This is a genomic window from Streptomyces varsoviensis (assembly GCF_000718635.1).
GTDB lineage: Bacteria > Actinomycetota > Actinomycetes > Streptomycetales > Streptomycetaceae > Streptomyces > Streptomyces varsoviensis.
This window is the reverse complement of record NZ_JOBF01000023.1, coordinates 76,474-97,284: the sequence shown is the minus strand read 5'-3', so window position 1 is coordinate 97,284 and position 20,811 is coordinate 76,474. Positions and strand designations below refer to the sequence as shown.

At 73.0% G+C, this 20,811-nt stretch carries 22 protein-coding genes; 12 read left to right on the top strand and 10 right to left on the bottom strand.

What is annotated here, in order from left to right:
• Positions 1 to 72: 72 nt before the first annotated feature.
• The 4 genes from IF55_RS28235 to IF55_RS28220 form a co-directional block, all read right to left on the bottom strand.
• A complete protein-coding gene (locus tag IF55_RS28235; RefSeq protein ID WP_030891791.1) occupies positions 73 to 1,023 on the bottom strand; it encodes an ABC transporter permease in 951 nt (316 codons plus the stop codon).
• Positions 1,020 to 1,946 carry an ATP-binding cassette domain-containing protein gene (locus tag IF55_RS28230; RefSeq protein WP_030891787.1) on the bottom strand — a complete coding sequence of 309 codons (927 nt, stop codon included), beginning with the start codon at positions 1,944 to 1,946 and terminating at the stop codon, positions 1,020 to 1,022. Before IF55_RS28230 ends, IF55_RS28235 begins: the two co-directional genes overlap by 4 nt.
• Entirely contained in the window at positions 1,943 to 2,446 is a 504-nt protein-coding gene (locus tag IF55_RS28225; RefSeq protein WP_078645359.1) for a GntR family transcriptional regulator, read from the bottom strand. Before IF55_RS28225 ends, IF55_RS28230 begins: the two co-directional genes overlap by 4 nt.
• A 254-nt stretch (positions 2,447 to 2,700) precedes the next feature.
• Complete coding sequence (locus tag IF55_RS28220; protein WP_030891780.1) at positions 2,701 to 3,039, bottom strand: hypothetical protein; 339 nt, start codon at positions 3,037 to 3,039, stop codon at positions 2,701 to 2,703.
• A gap of 189 nt (positions 3,040 to 3,228) precedes the next feature.
• On the opposite strand from IF55_RS28220, the gene IF55_RS28215 reads away from it, so the two are divergent.
• Both IF55_RS28215 and IF55_RS28210 read left to right on the top strand, forming a co-directional pair.
• On the top strand, positions 3,229 to 4,077 hold the full coding sequence (locus tag IF55_RS28215) for a vWA domain-containing protein (protein WP_078645356.1): 849 nt from the start codon (positions 3,229 to 3,231) through the stop codon (positions 4,075 to 4,077).
• A 187-nt stretch (positions 4,078 to 4,264) separates the two neighbouring features.
• Complete coding sequence (locus IF55_RS28210; RefSeq protein WP_211270046.1) at positions 4,265 to 5,260, top strand: helix-turn-helix transcriptional regulator; 996 nt, start codon at positions 4,265 to 4,267, stop codon at positions 5,258 to 5,260.
• Positions 5,261 to 5,445: 185 nt separating this feature from the next.
• Here the strand turns inward: IF55_RS28210 and IF55_RS28205 are convergent, their stop codons facing one another.
• Complete coding sequence (locus tag IF55_RS28205) at positions 5,446 to 6,447, bottom strand: sigma-70 family RNA polymerase sigma factor (RefSeq protein WP_030891773.1); 1,002 nt, start codon at positions 6,445 to 6,447, stop codon at positions 5,446 to 5,448.
• A gap of 162 nt (positions 6,448 to 6,609) precedes the next feature.
• Between IF55_RS28205 and IF55_RS28200 the strand changes: the two genes are divergently transcribed.
• The 3 genes from IF55_RS28200 to IF55_RS28190 all read left to right on the top strand — a co-directional run bounded on the left by IF55_RS28200 (position 6,610) and on the right by IF55_RS28190 (position 9,068).
• Positions 6,610 to 7,164, top strand: coding sequence for a GNAT family N-acetyltransferase (locus IF55_RS28200; RefSeq protein ID WP_048832615.1), 555 nt, complete (start codon positions 6,610 to 6,612; stop codon positions 7,162 to 7,164).
• A 205-nt stretch (positions 7,165 to 7,369) separates the two neighbouring features.
• Positions 7,370 to 7,795: a hypothetical protein gene (locus IF55_RS28195; protein ID WP_030891767.1), complete on the top strand. Its 426-nt coding sequence runs from the start codon at positions 7,370 to 7,372 to the stop codon at positions 7,793 to 7,795.
• Between the two features lie 214 nt (positions 7,796 to 8,009).
• Positions 8,010 to 9,068 carry a questin oxidase family protein gene (locus tag IF55_RS28190; protein WP_030891765.1) on the top strand — a complete coding sequence of 353 codons (1,059 nt, stop codon included), beginning with the start codon at positions 8,010 to 8,012 and terminating at the stop codon, positions 9,066 to 9,068.
• 21 nt (positions 9,069 to 9,089) lie between these two features.
• Here IF55_RS28190 and IF55_RS28185 read toward each other — a convergent pair whose 3' ends face one another.
• A complete protein-coding gene (locus IF55_RS28185) occupies positions 9,090 to 9,857 on the bottom strand; it encodes a dioxygenase family protein (RefSeq protein WP_030891763.1) in 768 nt (255 codons plus the stop codon).
• 171 nt (positions 9,858 to 10,028) lie between these two features.
• On the opposite strand from IF55_RS28185, the gene IF55_RS28180 reads away from it, so the two are divergent.
• The gene (locus tag IF55_RS28180; protein ID WP_037967137.1) at positions 10,029 to 10,526 is read left to right on the top strand and encodes a MarR family winged helix-turn-helix transcriptional regulator; all 498 of its coding nucleotides are present in this window, start codon (positions 10,029 to 10,031) and stop codon (positions 10,524 to 10,526) included.
• Between the two features lie 413 nt (positions 10,527 to 10,939).
• Here the strand turns inward: IF55_RS28180 and IF55_RS28175 are convergent, their stop codons facing one another.
• Together IF55_RS28175 and IF55_RS28170 are read right to left on the bottom strand one after the other, a co-directional pair.
• Entirely contained in the window at positions 10,940 to 12,457 is a 1,518-nt protein-coding gene (locus IF55_RS28175) for an MFS transporter (protein ID WP_030891758.1), read from the bottom strand.
• Between the two features lie 238 nt (positions 12,458 to 12,695).
• A complete protein-coding gene (locus IF55_RS28170) occupies positions 12,696 to 13,352 on the bottom strand; it encodes a TetR/AcrR family transcriptional regulator (protein ID WP_030891755.1) in 657 nt (218 codons plus the stop codon).
• A 411-nt stretch (positions 13,353 to 13,763) separates the two neighbouring features.
• Between IF55_RS28170 and IF55_RS40880 the strand changes: the two genes are divergently transcribed.
• Together IF55_RS40880 and IF55_RS28160 are read left to right on the top strand one after the other, a co-directional pair.
• Positions 13,764 to 15,323: a M6 family metalloprotease domain-containing protein gene (locus IF55_RS40880; protein ID WP_245661467.1), complete on the top strand. Its 1,560-nt coding sequence runs from the start codon at positions 13,764 to 13,766 to the stop codon at positions 15,321 to 15,323.
• 142 nt (positions 15,324 to 15,465) lie between these two features.
• A complete protein-coding gene (locus tag IF55_RS28160; protein WP_030891749.1) occupies positions 15,466 to 16,800 on the top strand; it encodes a M6 family metalloprotease domain-containing protein in 1,335 nt (444 codons plus the stop codon).
• 43 nt (positions 16,801 to 16,843) lie between these two features.
• Here the strand turns inward: IF55_RS28160 and IF55_RS28155 are convergent, their stop codons facing one another.
• Positions 16,844 to 17,341 (bottom strand): CGNR zinc finger domain-containing protein, encoded by a 498-nt coding sequence (locus IF55_RS28155; RefSeq protein WP_030891746.1) that lies wholly within the window; start codon positions 17,339 to 17,341, stop codon positions 16,844 to 16,846.
• Between the two features lie 99 nt (positions 17,342 to 17,440).
• On the opposite strand from IF55_RS28155, the gene IF55_RS28150 reads away from it, so the two are divergent.
• Together IF55_RS28150 and IF55_RS28145 are read left to right on the top strand one after the other, a co-directional pair.
• A complete protein-coding gene (locus IF55_RS28150) occupies positions 17,441 to 18,325 on the top strand; it encodes an alpha/beta fold hydrolase (protein WP_030891743.1) in 885 nt (294 codons plus the stop codon).
• 204 nt (positions 18,326 to 18,529) lie between these two features.
• Entirely contained in the window at positions 18,530 to 19,462 is a 933-nt protein-coding gene (locus IF55_RS28145) for a universal stress protein (protein ID WP_030891741.1), read from the top strand.
• Between the two features lie 70 nt (positions 19,463 to 19,532).
• Here the strand turns inward: IF55_RS28145 and IF55_RS28140 are convergent, their stop codons facing one another.
• A complete protein-coding gene (locus IF55_RS28140) occupies positions 19,533 to 20,153 on the bottom strand; it encodes a TetR family transcriptional regulator (RefSeq protein ID WP_030891738.1) in 621 nt (206 codons plus the stop codon).
• A gap of 121 nt (positions 20,154 to 20,274) precedes the next feature.
• On the opposite strand from IF55_RS28140, the gene IF55_RS39845 reads away from it, so the two are divergent.
• Positions 20,275 to 20,424: a hypothetical protein gene (locus IF55_RS39845; protein ID WP_030891735.1), complete on the top strand. Its 150-nt coding sequence runs from the start codon at positions 20,275 to 20,277 to the stop codon at positions 20,422 to 20,424.
• A 3-nt stretch (positions 20,425 to 20,427) separates the two neighbouring features.
• A complete protein-coding gene (locus IF55_RS28130; protein ID WP_030891732.1) occupies positions 20,428 to 20,769 on the top strand; it encodes a DUF4190 domain-containing protein in 342 nt (113 codons plus the stop codon).
• The last annotated feature ends 42 nt before the right edge of the window (positions 20,770 to 20,811 follow it).

Below are 20,811 nucleotides of genomic sequence, written 5' to 3'. Positions count from 1 at the left end.
GGTGGTCGGGAGGGAAGGGCGGGAGGGGCCGAGAGGGAAGGGCTGTTGAGTTCCGGCGAAGAGGGGCGGTTGTCACACGTGCCGGGTGCGGAGCCAGTGGACGGTGAGCGCGGTCAGCGTGATCGCGAGGCTCAGCAGGATGGCCGTCTCGATCCACTGGAGGGGCCAGAAGTCGCTGCTGGGGTGCACCTTGTGGAAGCGGGCCACGTAGCCGTGTTCGGCCATGCAGCGCTTCAGTTCGGCTCCGGAGAAGGGGCAGTTCATGACCCCCTCCTCCGCGCCGGACGGCTTGATGTAGCCGAACTTGCCGGTGGACCAGGCGCTGCCGACCCGGATCTTCGGCACGATGCCGGGGGTGACGCGGACCGTGGGCGGCAGCCAGTCGGAGCGGACGAAGGTGAGGGCGAGGCGGACCGCGGCGACGGAGGCCATGGCGATCCCCATGGCGGGCAGCAGGCGGCGGGTCAGCAGGCCGGCCGCGGTACCGGCCGCGAGACCGAAGAGGGCGCAGGCGAGGGCGGCGGGGCCGGTGGCGTTGAAGATGTAGCCGTCGTACCAGTACGGGCCGTCGAGCATGTTGGAGATCGGCGCCCACCACCAGGCGACAAGGGCGGCGAGGAGGGTGGAGCCGAGGAGGGCGTACAGAACGGCGAGGCCGAAGCGGGCGGCGAACCAGCGGAGGGGGGTGATGCCCTGGGTGAGCGCGAGTTTGAAGGTGCCGCTCTCCAGTTCGCGGCCGATCAGCGGGGCGCCCCAGAAGGCGCCGATGAGCGCCGGGAAGGCCATGCTCAGGGTGGCGAGCGCGCGGATGGGGTCGCCGTTGTCGCGCAGCAGCCGCTCGGTGAAGAGGCTGCCGCAGGGGCCGTTCCAGCCCTTGCAGACGGTGATGTGGTGCTCGGCGATGAAGGAGAGCATCTCCGTCCGCCGGAACCAGACATAGGCCGTGCAGGCGAGGAGGGAGAGGGTCGCGACGAGGATCAGGGTCCGCTGCTGACGCCAGGCGAGCCAGTGGGCTCCCCTCATGCCGCCTCCTCGGCCGGGCCGCCGTGGGCGGGGCGCGGTGCGGGCCGGGCGTCGGAGCGGAGGTAGCCGAGCAGCAGGTCTTCGAGGGAGGGGGTTTCGGTGAGCCACCGCCGGTCGACGAGGTCGGGTTCCCGGACCAGGGCCGTCACCTGGCGGCCGGTGAGGGCGGTCTCCACGACCGTGGCCCGGTCCACTTCGGGCGGCAGTCCGTCGTCCGCGCCGTCGTCGGCGCGGCCGGTGATCAGGGCGTGGGTCTCGCGGAGTTCCTGGGTGTCGCCCACGAGCCGGACGCCGCCGTGCTTGAGGAGGAGCACGTAGTCGCAGACGTTCTCCAGTTCGGAGAGGACGTGCGAGGACATGACGACGGTGATGCCGCGTTCGGCGGCCTCGGCCATCAGCAGGCCCATGACCTCGTGGCGGACGAGCGGGTCGAGGTCGGCGAGGGGTTCGTCGAGCAGCAGCAGTTCGGGGCGTTTGCCGAGGGCGAGGGCCAGGGCGATGCGGGTGCACTGGCCCTGCGAGAGGGTGCCGACCTGGGTGGGGAGGTCGATGCCGCCCGCGCGGACGATGCGTTCGGCGGTGGCCTGGTCCCAGGTGCGGTTGAACTCGCGGCCGAAGCGGAGCGTGTCGGCGACGGTGAAGCGCGGGTAGAGCGGCTTGTCCTGGGCGAGGAAGGCCGTGCGGTCGCGGGCCTCGGCGGTGCCCGGGGCCGCGCCGAAGATCCGCAGTTCGCCGGTGGTGGGGCGGAGCAGGTCGGTCGCGAGGTGGAGCAGTGTGCTCTTGCCCGCGCCGTTGGGGCCGACCAGGGCGGTGACGCGGCCCGCGGGCAGCTCGAATTCGCAGTCGCGCAGCGCCCAGCCGCTCCGGAACCTCCGGCCGAGCCGGGTCGCCCGTAGCGCCATGGGGGCGGTCGGATCGGTCACGTGTCTGCCTCCGAAGACGCCGGGTGCGGGTGGGGGTGCGAGTGCCGGTGGGGGTGCGAGTGGGGGGTGCTTCTCGCGCCTGCCAGGGATACAGGCACGGGTGGGAGCGGGCGCGGGCCGTAGCTCTCGTCCAGGGCGGCCTCGGTCATCGCGGCGATGTCGTCGCGGTCGAGGCCGGTCGCGTGGGCCCGGGAGACCCAGCCGGTGAGTTCGGTGCGGAGCGGGGCGCCGGCCGCGGCCTCGGGGCGGGCGAGGGAGCGCGTGATGAACGTGCCCCGGCCGGGGCGGGGTTCGACCAGGCCCTCGCGTTCCAGTTCGCGGTAGGCCTTGAGCACGGTGTGGGGGTTGATCGCGAGGTCGGCGACCACCTCCTTGGTGGTCGGCAGCCGGTCGCCGGGCTCCAGCGTGCCGAGCCGCAGCGCTTGCCGTACCTGGTGGACGAGTTGCTGGTAGGCGGCGACGCCGCTGTGCCGGTCGATGCGGAACGCGATCGTCTGCATGGGTCCCGCCTCGCCTCTCCTGACCATCACGCCGCTCGTGCCGCGCTACTTCAACACCGTTTCACTAACCTGTTAGTGGAATGATGCTGATAGGGGCCGACCTCGTCAAATCCCGTCATCGGCGGAATGCGACGAGCCCCGGGCCGCCTGTCGGACAGGCGGCCCGGGGCTCGGGGCTCGGGGCTCAGAACTATGGGATCAGGGATCAGGGACCGGGGCTCAGGCTCAGGGCTCGGCGAACGCCGACGTCGTGGTCAGCGCTGGAAGGGGGTCTTCCACTGGCGTACGAGACCGGCGAACGCCTCGCGTTCGGCGGGCGTCAGCTCCACGCTCTCCCTCGGAGGCGGAGCCGCGGACGCCGCGGAGGGCGTGGACTGCGCGGTATCGGCGGGCACCGCGGGGTCGGCAGGCGTCGCGGACGTCGGCGACCGCTCGGCCGGTGGTGTCTCCCCGGCCTGGCTCGGACTCGCCCAGGGCAGCGGCGACATGGTGCCCCGCCGTGCGTTACGGACCAGCCCCACCACCAGGAAGACGATGGCGGCGAGCAGCACGGCCAGGCCGATCTGCTGAGGAAGCGCGTCAGCGGCGAACATATCGCCAGTTAACACCAGCCCCAGGACTTTCGGGAGGGCCCCAGGGGACCGGAATCGCCACCGGACGAGCGCCGCGCTGTCGCCCGCCGTCGCGCGACCGTACGTGCCACCGCGCCCACGGGCCGTACGAGTTGGACGTAACGTGCCCGCAGCGGGTGATTCGTCCGCAGCACGCCCAAGGGGAGTCTCATGACCATCGACTACACCAAGCGCCCCGCCGCGCCCAGGATCGACTACACCAAGCGTCGCGCGACACCCGCCCCCACGCCCACGTCCCCGCCCGCCTCTGCCTCTGCCTCTGCCTCCGCACCCGCCCCCGCTCCCGCGATCGATCTGACGAAGGTGCAGGCCGCGGCGCCCAAGCTGCTCGACCTCTACAAGTCCGCCCGCATCTCCCTGGAGAAGGCCGGGATGGCGGGCCGGCGGGCCGCGGTCTATCTCGTCCTCGACCGCTCCGGCAGCATGCGCGGCTACTACAAGGACGGCAGCGTGCAGCACCTCGCCGAGCGGGCGCTGGGCCTGTCCGCGAACCTCGACGACGACGGCACCGTACCGGTGGTGTTCTTCTCCACCGAGGTCGACGGCATAGCCGAACTCGGCCTGGACGACTACGAGGGACGCGTCAACGCGCTGCACGACGGCTACGGGCACATGGGCCGCACCAACTACCACCTGGCCATGCAGGCCGTCATCGACCACTACGCCGAATCCGGGGCCACGGACCCCGCCTTCGTCGTCTTCCAGACCGACGGCGGCCCCAGCTCCCGCGCCGCCGCCGAACACGTGCTGTGCACGGCGGCGAAGCTGCCGATCTTCTGGCAGTTCGTGGCGTTCGGGGACCCCGAGGACAAGCAGTTCGCCTTCCTGCGCCGCCTGGACGAGCTGCCCGTACCGACCAGGCGCGTCATCGACAACGCGGGCTTCTTCGCCGCCGGCAGGAACCCGCGCTCGCTCTCGGACAGCGAGCTGTACCACCAGCTCACGCGGGAGTTCTCCACCTGGCTGACCGCCGCCACGGACGCCGGCATCATTCGCTGACCGCCGCCACGGGCGTCGGCATCGTTCGCTGACCACCCGGCCGCCGCCGAGCGCCGGCCCGTGCGGCTCCGTGCGGCTCCGTGCTCCGTGCGGCTCCGCGCTCCGTGCTCCGTGCTCCGTGCGGCCGTTCCGTTCCCGGCGCCGCCTAGGTCACCGGCTGTCCGCATTGCCAGGCATGCTGGGCGTCATGACCGACACCCCTGGCCGCCTGCTGAACCTGCTCTCGCTGCTCCAGACGCCGCGGGAGTGGCCGGGCAGCGAGCTCGCCGAACGGCTCCGGGTGAGCGTGCGCACCATCCGCCGCGACGTCGACCGGCTGCGCGAACTGGGCTACCCGGTCCAGGCCACGCTGGGCTCGGTCGGCGGCTACCGGCTGGTCGCCGGGGCCGCGATGCCGCCCCTCGTCCTCGACGACGAGGAGGCGGTGGCCATCGCGGTGGGGCTGCGTACGGCCGCGAGCCATGCCGTCGAGGGGATCGAGGAGGCGTCCGTACGGGCCCTGGCCAAGCTGGAGCAGGTGCTGCCCGCCCGGCTGCGCCATCGCGTCGGCACGCTCCAGGGGGCGACCGTGGCGCTCGCCCCCGAGCACGGCTCGGCCGTCGACCCGCGGTCCCTGGCCGTCATGGCCGCGGCGGCGATGAACCAGGAGCGGCTGCGGTTCGGCTACCGGGCGGTCGACGGGGCCGAGACGAAGCGGCACGTCGAGCCGTACCGGCTGGTGTGCACCGGGCGCCGCTGGTACCTCGTCGCGTACGACACCGACCGTACGGACTGGCGCACCTTCCGCGTCGACCGGCTGCGGGACCCGCGGGCGACGGGCGCCCGGTTCGCGCCGCGCGAGCTGCCGGCCGCCGACGCCGCCGCGTTCGTCGCCCGTTCGCTGGCGGGGGTACGCCAGGGCATCGAGGCGTCGGTGACGGTGTACGAGCCCGTCGAGGCGCTGGCGGGGCGGCTGCCGGAGTCGTTCCGCCTCACCCCGATCGACGAGCACAGCGCTCTGCTGCGCACCCATGACGCCGAGCTGGAATGGCTCGCGCTGCGGCTGACGCTGCTCGGCTGCGACTTCGAGGTGCACGAGCCGCGGGAACTGGTCGAGCTGCTGCGCGAGCTGGGCGCACGGATCAACCGCGCCGTGGGCATCGGCGTAGGCGTCGGCGTCAGCGCCGATATGAGTGCGACCTAACAGACCGAACAGACCTAACAGACTGAACAGACCGAACAGACCGAACAGACCGGTACGAATCCGGAGAAAAAGGGGAGCCCCGGCGCAGGGGGGGGAGGGCACCGGGGCTCGTTCATGGGGCCGGCCGCGCCTGGGCCGGCCAGTGGTGGGCTCGCGCGGCGGGCCGACCGCGGCGCAGCGGCCCGTTACGCCGCCGCGTCGAAGCCGGTGTCGCGGGCCATCTTCTTCAGCTCCAGCAGCGCGTGCTTCTCGATCTGCCGGATGCGCTCGCGCGTCAGGCCGTGCTGCTTGCCGACCTCGGTGAGCGTGCGCTCGCGCCCGTCCTCGATGCCGTACCGCGCCTTGATGATGGAGGCGGTGCGGTGGTCGAGCCGGCCGATGAGGTCTTCCAGCTCCTCGCTGCGCAGCAGCGTCAGCACGGACTGCTCCGGCGAGACCGCGGAGGTGTCCTCCAGCAGGTCGCCGAACTGGGTCTCGCCCTCGTCGTCCACCGACATGTTCAGGCTGACCGGGTCGCGGGCCCAGTCGAGCACGTCCGAGACGCGCTCCGGCTTCGTGCCGAGCTCGGCGGCGATCTCCGCGTGCTCGGGGTCGCGGCCGTTCTCCCGGTTGAACTCGCGCTGTACGCGCCGGATCCGGCCCAGCTCCTCGACGAGGTGCACGGGCAGCCGGATCGTACGGGACTGGTCGGCGATGGACCGCGTGATGGCCTGGCGGATCCACCACGTCGCGTACGTGGAGAACTTGAAGCCCTTCGCGTAGTCGAACTTCTCGACCGCGCGGACCAGGCCGGCGTTGCCCTCCTGGATCAGGTCCAGCAGGGGCAGGCCGCTGCGCGGATACCGGCGGGCGACGGCGACGACGAGGCGCAGGTTGGACTTGATGAAGACGTCCTTGGCGCGGGCGCCCTCGGCGGCGATGGCCTCAAGCTCGGCGCGCTCCGCCTTGACGGCGCTGTCCTCTTCGATCTGGCCGTCCAGGATCTGCTGGGCGTAGACGCCCGCCTCGATGGTCTGGGACAGCTCGACTTCCTTTGCGGCGTCGAGCAGGGGCGTACGCGCTATCTCGTCGAGGTACATGCCGACCAGGTCGCGGTCGGCGATCTCTCCGCCTACAGCGCGAACACTGCTTACCCCGTCAGCACCATTGCTAGCGGTCTGACGACGGGCGACGGCACGGGTTGCCATGCGTGCTCCCTTGCGATGAGTCGGTCGCGGGATGGGGTGCGGAACTCCCTGCCGGGTGCCCCGTCCGATGGAAAGAACGACTGGAATCCGGACAGAATTCCCAAGCCGCGCTCATATTTTTGTGATCATGCAGTACCCTGTGCCGCCACAGGGAGGGTTCCCATGCTGTCGGAACCACAGGAAGTGCAGGTCAGACCGGGCGTCGTCACAGACCTCGACGCGCTCACCGACCTCTACAACCACTACGTCCGTGAGACGCCGATCACGTTCGACACCGCCCCGTTCACACCGGAGGGGCGCCGTCCTTGGCTGCTCTCCCATCCTGAAGACGGCCCATACCGCCTTCTGGTTGCGCAGGAGTCGCCGGGCGGCCGAATCCTGGGCTACGCCACCAGCAGCCCCCTCCGCGCCAAGGCCGCGTACGCGACCTCCGTCGAGACCACCGTCTACTGCGCCGCCGACGCGGACGGGCGCGGGGTCGGGACGCTGCTCTACAAGGCGCTCTTCGAGGCCCTGGCCGGGGAGGACGTGCACCGCGCCTACGCGGGGATCACCCAGCCGAACGAGGCCTCGCACCGGCTGCACCGGCGCTTCGGCTTCGAGCCGCTCGGCACGTACCACGAGGTGGGCCGGAAATTCGGCCGCTACTGGGACGTGGCCTGGTACGAGAAGGACCTCTCCGCGGACGGACGGGGCCTGTCCGAGGGCCCCCTCTGACCGGGCCCGACCGGCTCTGATCAGATCTGATCTGCGCCCCTGATCCAGTTGACGGGTCCCCCGGGCGGGTGTGCCCTGGAGATGAGCGCTTGAGCACCTGAACACCCGAGCACCTGAGCACCCGAGCACCCGAGCACCTGAGCACCTGAAGGACATTCGTCCTGGAGGGACGGACGCGAGGAGGGGCCTGGGAAAGGAGCCCGCCATGCAGACACCCGCTCACCACCCCGGCGCCACCGCGGCCCGCCCGCGCCACGGGGCGCAGCACCGGCCGCACGTCTCGCCCGGCGTGGCCCTGCCGGTCACCGCTGCCGTCGTCTACGGCCTGTACGTCCTCTTCCTCGACCACAGCACGGGCAGTTCCTGGGGCCGCGCCGCGCTCCTGGCGCTGGTGGCGGCCGTGGTCAGCGGCGTACTCGGGCTGGCGCTGGTCCGCCACCGCGCGGCCCTGCCCACCGAGGCGCGAGGGCTCGCGTTCGGCGTGCTCTTCGGCTGCGCCATGGGGTTCCTCTACAGCCTGACGGGCCCGTCCGTACTGCGGTCCGTCGTGATGGGGCTCGTGCTCGGCGGCGCGATGGCCCTGGTCGCCCTGTACGTCTTCCGCGCCCACGAACCACACGTGACGCGCTGAGCCCACGCCGACGACCCGCCCCGGCCTCTCCCCCCGCACCCAGCACCGGCCTCGGCCCCGGCCCCGGCCCGGCCCCGGCCCCGGCCCCCGGGAGATCCCTCGCGGCCGCCTCCGTCCGACCATGGGCCTAGGGCGGCGGACGGCCCGGCGGTAGGGCCGCGGACCGTTACGGGCGCGATGGGCGCCGACCTAGCCTCGGCGCATGGAGACGCCCATGGAGACCACGCGCGGGAACGGCACACTCGACGAGGCGCTTGAGCGGCTGCACGCCTCGGGCCCGGAGTTCAACGGGTATCTGAGCAACCACGGCCCGATGGCCGTCGAGGCGATGGCGCGGCACGGCCGGTCCGCCGCCGTGCACCGCTGGCTCGACGCGTACGAGACGAAGCTCGACGAGGTGCCCGGCCCGCGGGCCCGCATCACCGACGCCGACTGGCGCGAGGCGCTGGGCGACATCGGCCGGGTCGCCGACTGGAGCGCGTACATCGGCGAGCAGCTCGCCGAGCGCCCCTGGCGCGAGGTGCTGGCCGAGTGGTGGCCGCGACTGCTGCCCGGCATCGCGGGCGCCGCCACCCATCCGGTGATCCGGGTGGGCCACGCCGTACGCACCCTGCTGACGGAGGGCGAGGACGCCCCGCGCCGCGCGGAGCTGGCGCACGCCATCGGCTACTGGGCCGCCCGGCATCTGACGCTGCCCGTCGCCGTGCGCCCCTCGGGCGGCGCGTCGCCCGCCGCGGCCCTGGCCGCGCTCCCCCGCGTCGCCGACCAGCAGGTGGGCGTCCTGGCCGGCTACGCGCAGCTTCCCGCCACCTCCGGCTGGCTGCCGGCCGTCGATTCGCTGCGCGTCCCCGAGGACCCCGAGGCGGTCCGCGAGCAGCTCACCGCGCTCGTACGGGCCGCCACCCTCAACTACGCCGACTACGGGCACGGCGAAGAGATCATGCTGGTGCACTCCGCCACCGCGCCGAACGCCGTGCTGCGCACCCTGCCCGCGCTCCCCGAGGAGCTGTGGGGCGCCTCGCTCGCGACGGCCTGGGCCGCGACGGCGGCGGTCACCGCCATCTACGCCGCCGACACCCCGCGCCCCGCGCCCGACGCGTCCTCGCTCACGCCCGAGGAGGTCTTCGAACGGGCGGTCGCGCACGGCGACGAGCACGTGATCAAGTTCGCGGACACCGCGCTGGACGTGGCGGCCGCGTCGGAGGACGGCGACACCCGCGCCCTGTCGGCGGCCCTGAACGCCATTCGGCTGATCGACCCCGACGACGACTGACGGTCTCGGCAGCAGCCCTTCTCACCCGAACTGGAGCGACCGCTTCGCCAGCCCCATCCAGAATCCGTCGATGACGCTGCGCGCCCCGTCGAGGTCGCCGGCCGCGTCGGCGGCGCCGAGGGTGACGAACAGCGGGGCGAAGTGCTCGGTGCGCGGATGCGCCAGGTGGCCCGCCGGCGCCTTGTGCTCGAAGTCCAGGAGGGCGTCCACGTCCCCCGCCGCCAGGGCCCGGCGCCCCCAGTCGTCGAACTCCGCCGACCATCCGGGCGGCGTCGGCCCCGCGTGCCGCAGCGCGGCGAGGTTGTGGGTGAAGAAGCCGCTGCCGACGATCAGCACGCCCTCGTCGCGCAGCGGCGCGAGCCGCCGGCCGATCTCCATGAGCCGGCGCGGGTCGAGGGAGGGCATGGAGACCTGGAGCACGGGGATGTCGGCGTCCGGGTACATCTCGACGAGCGGGACGTACGCGCCGTGGTCCAGGCCCCGGTCGGGGATGTCCTGTACGGGCGTGCCCGGCGCGCGGAGCGTGGCGCGCACCCGCTCCGCGAGTTCCGGCGCGCCCGGGGCGGCGTAGCGCACCCGGTAGTAGTGCTCGGGGAAGCCCCAGAAGTCGTGGACCAGCGGCACGGTCTCGGTGGCGCCGAGGGCGAGCGGCGCTTCCTCCCAGTGCGCTGAGATCATCAGTATCGCGGTGGGCCGGGGCAGCGCGGCGGACCAAGCGGCGAGCTGGCCGGGCCACAGCGCGTCGTCGGCGAGCGGCGGCGCACCGTGCGAGAGGTAGAGGGCGGGCATGCGCCCGTCGGTCGCCGGCGCGAGCGCGGCGGCGGCCTCGGATGCGGGGACGGTGGCGGACACGTGCCTCTCCAAGATTCCGGGTACTTGAACTCTCAAGCTAGTAAGCGCACCCTAACCCGAAAATGTTTAAGCTTCAAGAATCCAGCTTCGAATGAAACAGTGGACGCCATGACGAACCCACCCGCGGCAGAGACTCGCTGGCTCAACGACGAGGAGCAGAGCATCTGGCGCGCGTACCACCACGCCTGGACCCTCCTCGAAGACCACCTCGACCGTCAGCTACAGCGCGACGCCGGGATGCCGCACATCTACTACGGCCTCCTCGTCCTGCTCTCCGACGCGCCGCGGCGCCGGATGCGCATGACCGATCTCGCCCAGAACGCCAAGATCACCCGGTCCCGTCTCTCGCACGCCGTCTCCCGGCTGGAGAAGAAGGGCTGGGTACGGCGCGAGAACTCCCCCGAGGACCGGCGCGGCCAGCTCGCCGTCCTCACCGACGAGGGGTTCGAGGTCCTCAAGGAGTCCGCGCCGGGCCATGTGGAGACGGTACGCGCGGCCATCTTCGACCGGCTCACACCGGAGCAGGCCAGGTCGCTCGGCGAGATCTGCCGGGTGATGGCCGAGGGCCTCCAACCGGAGGGCGCCGACCTGCCGTGGCTGCGCTAGCGCGCAGCCGTGACCGGAGCCCGGGCCCGGCACCGGGGCCGCATACCGCCGCCGCGCGGCGCGGTCCGTACGGGCGTGACACCCCCGCATGCCCGTAACGCCGCCGTACGCCCGTACCCCGGCGTACGTCCGGAACGCCGCTGTACGCCGCACCCTCGGCGTACGTCCGTAACGGCACCGCCACGCGCCCGTACCCCCGGCGTACGTCCGTAACACCGCCGTGCGCCGCACCCCGGGCGTACGTGCGGAACGGCACCGCCACGCGCCCGTACCCCGGGCGTACGTACGTGACGGCGGGTCCGGGTCGTACGCGCCGGAGCCGCGCGCCGTGCCCGCTCACGCGGAAGGCCCCTGCTGGGCAGCAGGGGCCTTTCACGTGTGTACGAGCGTGCTTCGCCCCCGTACCGGTGCGGTCAGTGCACCATCACCGGGATGGCGTCCTCCAGCGCGGCCTCGCCCTCGCCGGAGCCGGACTGGGCGCCGCCCTGGCGACCGGCGTTGACGAACAGGAAGGCGATCGCCGAGGAGACCAGGAGGATGCCGAAGGCCCACCAGATGGCGGTGGAGGTGCCGTGCATCAAGGCGTTGAGCTTGAGCGCCTGCTGGGCCGCGGGCGTCGTGGCGGAGGCCACGTGCGACGTCGCGTACGCGGTGGTGGCGCTGGCCGCCACGGTGTTCAGGAGCGCGGTGCCGATCGCGCCGCCGACCTGCTGCGAGGTGTTGACCATCGCGGAGGCGACACCGGCGTCGCGCGGCTGGACGCCGTGCGTGGCCAGGCTCATGGCCGGCATGAAGGCCGTGCCCATGCCGAGGCCCATCAGGGCCAGGCCGGGCAGGATCAGCCCCGAGTAGGAGCTGCCCGCGCTGAGCTGGGTCAGGATCAGCAGGCCGATGGCGGCGACCAGGAAGCCCGGGCCCATCAGCAGCCGCGCCGGGACGCGGGTCATCAGCCGGGCGCCGATCTGCGTCGAGCCAATGGTCATGCCCGCGACCATCGGGAGGAAGGCCAGGCCGGTGGTGACCGGGGTGTAGCCCTTGACGACCTGCATGTAGTAGGTCAGGAAGAGGAACAGGCCGAACATGCCGATGACGGCGAGACCGAGCGCGAGGTAGACACCGCCGCGGTTGCGGTCGAGCACGACCCGCAGCGGCAGCAGCGGGCTCTTCACGCGCGACTCGACGGCCGCGAAGGCGGCGAGCAGCACGACGGCGCCGACGAACAGGCCGATGGTGATGCCGGCGCTCCAGCCGTCGGACTCGGCGCGGGTGAAGCCGTAGACCAGCGAGACCAGACCGAGGCTGGCCAGGATGACGCCGGGGATGTCGAGCTTGGACGGGTTGCGGCTGCCCGCGGGCTCACGGACGACGAAGACCGCGCCGGCCGCGGCGACGGCGGCGAACGGGATGTTCACGAAGAACGTCCAGCGCCAGTTCAGGTACTCGGTGAGCACGCCGCCGAGGAAGAGGCCGATGGCCGCGCCGCCACCGGCGATGGCGCCGAAGATGCCGAACGCCTTCGCGCGCTCCTTGGCCTCCGTGAACAGCACCGCGAGCAGGGAGAGCGCGGCGGGCGCGAGCAGGGCGCCGAAGATGCCCTGGAGCGCGCGGGCGCCGAGCAGCATTCCGGTGTTGTTGGCGATGCCGCCGAGGGCGGAGGCGACGGCGAAGCCGACGAGGCCGATCAGGAAGGCCCGCTTGCGGCCCCACAGGTCGGCGACGCGGCCGCCGAAGAGCAGCAGACCGCCGAAGGCGAGGGCGTAGGCGGTGATGACCCACTGCCGGTTGCCGTCCGAGATGCCGAGGTCGGCCTGGGCGGAGGGCAGCGCGATGTTCACGATGGTGGCGTCGAGGACCACCATGAGCTGGGCCAGCGCGATGAATATGAGCGCTTTCCAGCGCCGGGGATCGAGTTGACGGACGGAATCTGGCATGGGTGTAGCCGCCTAGCGGTGCGGAGGGTGGAAAAAACGGGACACAGGACACGACGCGCGCCGGGGGCCGGACGTTACAACGTCGGACGCCGGACAGGAAACGAGACAGGACGTGCGACGCACGTCGGGACCTTGAAGGGCTGAAGCCTGAAGACTGAACGCTATGGATGTCGATTGTTGCGCAGGGGTCTGACAACGGGGTCGGGACGGATCGGTCGGACAGGAGGCGGAAGCCGGATCACGGCGTGCGGCGCAGGTCCTCCAGGGTCACGGCGGCACCGCTGAGCTCGGAACGGGCCGGAGTCATCAGGCCGTCCAGGAACAGTTGGAGGTGCCGGTGGACGAATTGGTCGAAGTTCGCACAGCCGCTGCCGGGCAGCGGACGCGTGAGCTGCGTGAGGGCCACCATCAGATCGCCCGCGGCGATGTCGGAGCGGAGCAGACCCTCGTCGCGGGCCGCCGCCATCAGCTCCTCGGTCGTCGCCTCCAGGCGGTCGCGCGCCTCGGCGAGATCGGGGTGCCTGCGCGCGACGCTCTCGGCGAGCAGGGGACACAGGGCTCCGATGCGCTCGTCCGCCGCGGCGTGGACGAAGCGCCTCAGCGCCAGGAAAGCATCGGGCTCCTCAGCTCGTGCGCGCTCGGCCTGTTCCGCGATGCGGGACATGACCGACAGGCTGACGTGGTGGACCAGTTCGCACCGGTCCGCGAAGTGCCGGTACAGAGTGGCATTGCCGACCCCGGCCCGTCGAGCGATTTCATCGAGGGGGACATCGACCCCGTATTCGACGAGCATCTCGCGGGCCGCCGCGACGATCCGCTCGCGATTGCGCAGGGCGTCGGCGCGGAGCCGGTGGTGCGCGGGCTTCGCGGCGGGGACGGCGGCGGTGGCTGCCATCGGTGCACTCCTCTCACTTCAGTTGATCTCACTGCGGGCCCCCGCCGTCGATCCGCGGGTTGGCCCGCGGACCCGGTCCGGGCCGGTGGGTACGGGGATTTCCGTACGTATCCGTAACTTTGCCCCTCGCAACCGGGGACTGACTCCCCGCTTGTGCGAGACGTACCTGTAAACGGGGAACGGCTCCCCGGATATTTCACCGGGCGGCTGTGACCTGCGACACGTCCGGCAAATCGGGCATCACGCGCCGCGTCCGGCCCCGGAATACCGCGTGTCGCCCCTGGTGCGCGCACCGGCCACCCGTCACCCGTCCGCCGTAACCGAGAGAGCGCCCGGACACGCTCCGGAACAGGGTGAACACAGAGGGCGTCCGCGCTCGGGCGTCCGCTCCGCTGGACCGAGGTGATCGGCATGTCCCACATAGCCACCGCGCTCGTGGCCACGACGGTGACGACCGCGCTCGCCCTCCCGCTCGCCCTGCCCCTCACCGCGCCCGCGCCCGCCGCACGCCGGGCCGCCGACCGCCCGGCCCCGCCGGCGGCGGCCCCCACGGCCTCGGCCGCCCGCCCGTACTCCCCCGGCCACGCGTACGCCGCCCTCCGCCCGTACGGCCCCGGCCACCGCCACGGCCCCGGACGCCCGTACGGCCCTGACCGCCCGTACGGTCCTGACCGCCCCTACGGCTCCGACCGCCCGAACGGTCCCGGCCGCCCGTACGGCCCGTGCGCGCTCACCGGGATACGGGACCACGTCTCCGAGGTCGCGCGCACACCGCCCGGGTACGCGAGGTCCAGCGGGACGGTGCGCGCCATCACCCTCTTCATCGACTTCCCCGACGCGCCCGCCGCCGGCAGCGTGGGCGAGCGCTACGGGGAGTTCTTCCCGCGGGCCGCCGACTACTTCCGGGCGGCGTCGTACGGGCGGCTGGACTACCGCCCCACGGCGTACGCCCGCTGGATACGGATGTCCAAGCCGTTCGCCGCGTACGGCATCGGTCGCGGCACGCCCTTCGACCCCGCGTCCGGCAGCGGCTACCACGCGCTGTCCAAGGAGATACTCGCCGCCGTCGACCGCGACATCGACTTCCGCCGGTACGACGTGATCAACGTGCTGGCCGCCCCGGACGCCGGGCCGCCCGCCACCGAGACCGTGCTGTCCGTCACCTTCGGCGGCGGCCCGCTGGGGCTCGACACCGACGACGGCGTCCCCTTCACCAACGCCTCCTTCATCTGGAGCCGGCAGACCGGCGACAGCGCCTTCCGGGTCCTCGACCACGAGGTCGCGCACTCCTTCGGCCTCCCGGACCTGTACTACACGGGCGGGAACCGGCGGCCCTCGCCCGTCGGCCACTGGGACCCCATGGACGAGGACTGGGGGCCGGCCAACGACTTCCTGGCCTGGCACAAGTGGAAGCTGGGGTGGCTGCGCGCCGGACAGGTGCACTGCGTGCCGCCGGTCGCCGCCGACGCCGGGCCGGCCACGGGACCCGGTGCCGGCGCCCGTACGAACCCCGGCACCGGCACCGACGCCCGTACGAGCACCCGCGACGACGCCGGTACGAACACCCACACCGACACCCGTACGAGCACCAGCACCGGTACCAGCACCCACACGCTGACCCCCACCACGTCCGCCGACGGCACCAAGCTCGTCGTCGTCCCGCTCTCCGCCACCCGCGCCATCACCGTCGAGGCTCGCGACCGCGGCCCCCTCGACCCGGCCGTCTGCCGCCCCGGAGTGCTCGTCGCCACGGTCGACGCCGCCGCGGCCACCGGCACCGGCCCGGTCCGCGTCTCGGACGCCACGCCCGGCAGCGCGGGGTGCGCCGCCGGGGAACGGAACGTGAACCCGGCGCTGAGCGACGCCACCTACCGGGCGGGCCAGACGTTCGCCGCCGACGGCGTCACCGTCGAGGTCCTCGGCCAGGACGACGCAGGCCGCTGGCGCGTACGCGTCACCGCGAAGCGCTGAGCGGGCGGGGGGTGCGGGCCGCGCCCCTGCCGCCCGCACCGTCCGCCGGGCCCGCGCGCCTCCACTCCCCCACGCGCCTCCGTACGCCGGGCGCTCCCCGCCCCCAGGCCCCCGCCTCCCCTCGGACCGGAAGGGAACCGTCATGGACCCCAGCCGCCCCCCGATACGCACGCCGCGCCGCGGCAGCGCCCTCGCCGCGACCGCGCTCCTGGCCGCCGTCGCCGTGACCGCCGCGGGCTCCTCCCCCACGGACCCGGCCACCGCCGCGCCGGGCGGGCCCGCCGCGGGACGGCGGCTGGGGACCGACCCCCGGCCCCGCGCCGACGGGCCGTCCGGGGGCGGGGCGTGCGCGCCGGCCCCGGGCGCCGGGACGCAGATGTCCGAGGGGCTGCCCACCGCCCCCGGCTATGTGCGCGGCACGGGCACGGTCCGGGCGCTCACCCTCGCGATCGACTTCCCGGACGCCCCGGGGCGCGGCACGGCGCGGCAGCGGTACGCGGAGTTCTTCCCGCGGGTGCGGCAGTGGTTCGAGGCCGCCTCGTACGGGCGGCTCGACTACCGCCCCGCGCTGCCCCTGAAGCGCTGGCTGCGGATGCCGCGCCCGTTCCGCTCGTACGGCATCGAGCGCGGCTCCACCTTCGAGCCGGGGTACCGGCGGCTGCTGCGCGACCTCGCCCGCGCCGCCGCCGCGGCCCGCCCGGCCGTGGACTTCCGCCCGTACGACCTGGTGAACGTCCTGGTCACGCCGAACGCCGGGCCGCCGGCGACCGACACCGTGCTGTCCGTCACCTTCAGCGGCAACCCGGACGCGCCCAGCGCCGGCGGCGTGCCGCTCGCCAATGTCTCCTTCATCTACGGGCGGCAGACCGGCCCGAGCGCCTTCCGCGTCCTGAGCCACGAGAACGGCCATGTCTTCGGCCTCCCCGACCTCTATACGGACGCCGGGGGCGGCAGCCTGGCCGGGCACTGGGACCTGATGTCGGAGGACTGGGGACCGGGCAACGACGTCATGGCCTGGCACAAGTGGAAGCTCGGCTGGCTCGCCCGGCGGCAGGTCCGCTGCGTCACCGGGCCCGGCGCGCGCACCGAGCGGCTCACTCCGCTGAACGCGCACGCGCCCAGCGGCGGCGTGCGGATGGTGTTCGTGCCGGTGAACCGCCACAGCGGGTACGCGGTGGAGGTGCGCCGCCGCGAGGGCAACGACGAGTCGGTGTGCCGGCCGGGGGTGCTTCTCTCCTGGGTGGACACCTCGGTCGACACGGGCGGCGGGCCCGTCACGGTCGTCGACTCCACGCCGCACAGCGGCGGGTGCAGCCGCCATCCCAATGTCGACGCGGAGCTGTCGGACGCGGCCTTCACGCCCGGCCAGGCGTTCACCGACCGGCGCCACGGAATCCGGATCGAGGTCCCGGCGGAGGGCGGAAGCGAGGGCAAGAACAAGGGCGGGAGCTATCGGGTGCGGGTCGTCCGCCGCTGAGGGGGCGGGGGGCTGAGGGGCTGGGGCCGCAGGGCGCCGGTCCCTACCCGAGCTGCCGCTTACGGGCGTGGGTGCGCGCCTTCATCCGGTTGCCGCAGACCGCCATGGAGCACCACCGGGCGGTGCCGGGGCGGCTGTGATCGACGAGGAACAGGTTGCATTCGTCGTTGGCGCAGGCCCGCAGCCGCCCCGGCAGCTCCGTGATGACGCGCGACCACGCGAGGACGGTGCGGACGGCCAGCTCGTCGTCGGGCGCGGCCTCCAGTTCCCACGCGACGCCCGCGGGGGTGACGGCGGGGCGGAGCCGCGCCCGTTCGAGGAGGGCGGCCAGGTCGCCGACGTCCGTGGACGTCCCCCGGATGAGCTGGTGCAGCGCGTCCCGCACCCGCCGCAGCCGCTCGCGCTCCGCGTCCGTGCCGCGCCCGCCCAGCGCCCGTACCCGCTCCGCCGCCCCGGCCCCGGCCAGGGCGTCCGTGGGGCGCCCGTCGAGCACCGGTGCGCTGTTGATGACGGACAACAGCAAGTCCTCGTCCTCGACCACGGCTCGCCCCTTCTCGGCTCTCGACTCGTCTTGACACGCCATACGGCCCCGTGCAGGATCAGACTAACCTAACCAGTTAAATCGATTTAAGGGGTTAACGTGGTCGCTGTTCACCACCGGACCGCGGACGTCGACGGCCTGACCGTCTTCTACCGGGAGGCGGGCCCCGCGGACGCCCCCGTCCTCCTGCTGCTGCACGGCTATCCGACGAGCTCCCACATGTTCCGCCACCTGATCCCCGCGCTGGCCGGGCCCTATCGGGTGATCGCGCCCGACCACATCGGCTTCGGCCGCTCGTCGGCGCCGGACGTGTCGGAGTTCGACTACACCTTCGACGCCCTCGCCGAGGTGACCCGCGGCTTCCTGGCCGCCGTCGGCGTACGCCGCTACGCGATCTACGTCCAGGACTACGGCGCACCGATCGGCTGGCGGCTCGCCCTGGCCGACCCGGCAGCGGTCCTCGCCGTCGTCTCGCAGAACGGCAACGCCTACGAGGCCGGCTTCGTACCGGACTTCTGGGCGCCCATCTGGGCCTACGGGGGGCACCGGAGCCCGGAGAACGAGGCGCTGCTGCGCCCCGCCCTGAGCCGGGAAGCGGTCGAGTGGCAGTACACGCACGGCGTCCCCGACCCCAGCCTGATCGACCCCGACGCCTGGGAGCACGACCTCGCGCTGCTCGCCCGCCCCGGCGTCGACCGGGCCCAGCTCGCCCTGTTCGGCGACTACGCGAGCAACCGCGACCGGTACCCGGCGGTGCACGAATGGCTGCGCTCGCACCGCGTACCCGTCCTCGCGATCTGGGGCCGCAACGACGAGATCTTCGGGCCGGCCGGCGCGGAGGCGTTCCGGCGCGACGCCCCGGACGCGGAGATCGTCCTGCTCGACGGCGGCCATTTCCTCCTGGAGAGCCACCTCGACGAGGTCGCCGCCGCCATCCTCGCGTTCCGCCCGCGCGTCGTCGGCGCGGCGCCGGCCGACGACTGACGCGGTGCCGGTCGGCGGCTGCCCCCGATAACGGCCGAGCGCGTCGTAGCGCGGTCGGGCGGTCATATCCGACCTACTGGGGACTTTCGCCCCTTTTACCCCTCTCGGCAGTGGGCAGGGGTGCCGAAGACGGAGTGATCGATCAAGACTGAACCGACTGACACCGACTGAAACTAACCGAAACTGACTGAACTGGAGACGCGGATGAGCACCTTGCCGGTGATCGCGGCCGTGGACGGCTCCCCCGACAGCGACCGGGCCCTGCGCTGGGCGGCGGGTGAGGCCGGGCGGCGGGGCGTACCGCTGGAGGTCGTGCACATCTGGCCGTACGTCACCAAGATGCAGCCCGTGACGCCGGACGCCGTCGTGCCGGTCTCCGTGCCGACGGAGGACGAGGACCCGGTCCTGAACGCGGCCCGGCAGCTCCTCGAATCGCTCCCCGACGGCCCGCCCGAGCTGCGGCGGCGCACCATCGGCGGCGACCCCGGCCACGACCTGCCGGAGCTGGGAGCACAGGCCGCGCTGCTGGTCCTCGGCTCGCGCGGGCGCGGCGGGTTCGCCAGCCTGCTGCTCGGCTCCAACGGCCTGGCCTGCGCGGCGCGCGCCGCGAGCCCGGTGGTCGTCGTGCCGCGCCCGGCGGACGAGACGGACGAGGCGGCGGAAGAACGGGCGGAAGGGGCAGGGGGCGACGGCCGCCCGTACGGGCGGATCGCGCTCGGCCTCGCGCCCTCCCCCGAGGCGAACGCGGCGACCGGCTACGCCTTCGAGGCGGCCGCGCGGTCGGGCGCGGTGCTCCAGGTCGTCTCGGGCTACCCGGAGCCGGTGACGCTGGCGAGCGCGTACGAGTTCGTGCTGCCGTACGAGCGCGAGACGGCGGAGTTCGCCGCGTCGCTCAAGCACGAGGTGAGCGCGCACCTCGCCCCGCACCGCGAGCGCCACCCCGAGGTCGAGGTGGAGGTGCGCGCGGAGCCGGGCGACGCGGCGGGGCAGCTCGTGGACGCCTCGCAGGCGGCCGATCTCGTCGTGGTCGCCCGGCGCCGCCGGCGGCTGACGATCGGTCACCATCTGGGCTCGGTGGCGCACGCGGTGCTGCTGCACTCGGCGTGCCCGGTGGCGGTGGTGCCGGACTCGGACTGAGGCCGAGGGGCGCGCGTACAAGCGCGAGCCCGAGGGCCCCGTGGTTCCCGTTCCCCCAGCCCCGCGCCGCCTACTCGTCGAGCCAGTGGCGGCAGCCGAGGTTGATCAGCCTGAGCTGCTGCCGCGCCCGGCCGGCGATCCGTTCGGCCTCCTCGGGCGTCGCCTCCAGGAACGCGGAGGCCGTCATCACCAGGTGGTCGACGTAGAGCGCGGCCAGCATGTGCGCGTCCCGCTCGCTCCAGCCCGTCAGCTCCGACTGGCCGGGCAGCACCTCGGCGACCTCGTCGGCGAACAGCGCGAGCTGTTCGCCTATCGCCTCGCGCACGGCCCGTACGCCGCCGTGCCGCTCGCGCGCGACGAAGCGGACGTGGGCGGGGTGCGCGCGGACGTGCGCGGCGACCACCTCGACCGTGCGGTCGATGCGCTCCTGGGCGCCGTCCTGCTCGGCGAGGACCGTGCGGATCATCGCGTGCAGGCTGCCGAGCGCCTCCTCGACCAGCGCGACGCCGAGGTCGGCCATGTCCCGGAAGTGCCGGTAGAAGGCGGCCGGGGCGACGCCGACGACGCGGGTGACCTCGCGCAGCCCGAGGCTGCTGAGGCTCTGGTCCTCCAGGAGGCGCAGGCCCGCGTCGAGGAGCGCCTGGCGGGTCTTCTGCTTCTGGGCCTGCCGGACCCCGGGCGTGTGACTCATATCATTCAGTAAACAACCGTTCTCCGGATTGGGCAACGCTAGACTGTGGAAGTCAGTGAACAGTTGTCATTCCAGTTGTTCACTGACAACGGATCACGGCCCCTACTCGGAAAGGACCGACATGATCTTCCTCGTCGCCGCGCTTCTCCTGCTGGGGGTCCTCGTGGGCGCCGCGGCGCACACCCCCCTCCACTTCCTGATCCCCGCCGCGGCCCTCATCGCCGTCTGGCTTCTCGTCTTCACCGTCCGCGAACGTACAAAGGAGCGCTGACCCATGACCGTCTCCGCACCGGTACGCACCACACACCCGGACACCACGGCCCCCGCCGACTCCGCGACCGCCGCACCCGCCGAGCCGGCCGACCGCCGCCGCCCGCGCCGCAACGACGCCGACAGCATGGCGGTGGCCTCCTTCGTCCTCGGCCTCGTCGGCCTGCTGGTCTTCAACCTCGTCCTCGGCCCCTGCGCCCTGGTGCTCGGCACCCTCGCGCTGGCCCGATCCACCGGGCGGCGCGGCCGAGCCTGGCTGGGCCTCGCCCTCGGCGCCGCCGATCTGATCGTCCTCGCGGCCCTGGTCACGGCCGACGGCACGGTCTCGTGGAGCGTCGGCGGCTGATGCCGCCTGAAGGCGCTCAGCGCCTATGTGACCCCCGCTCGA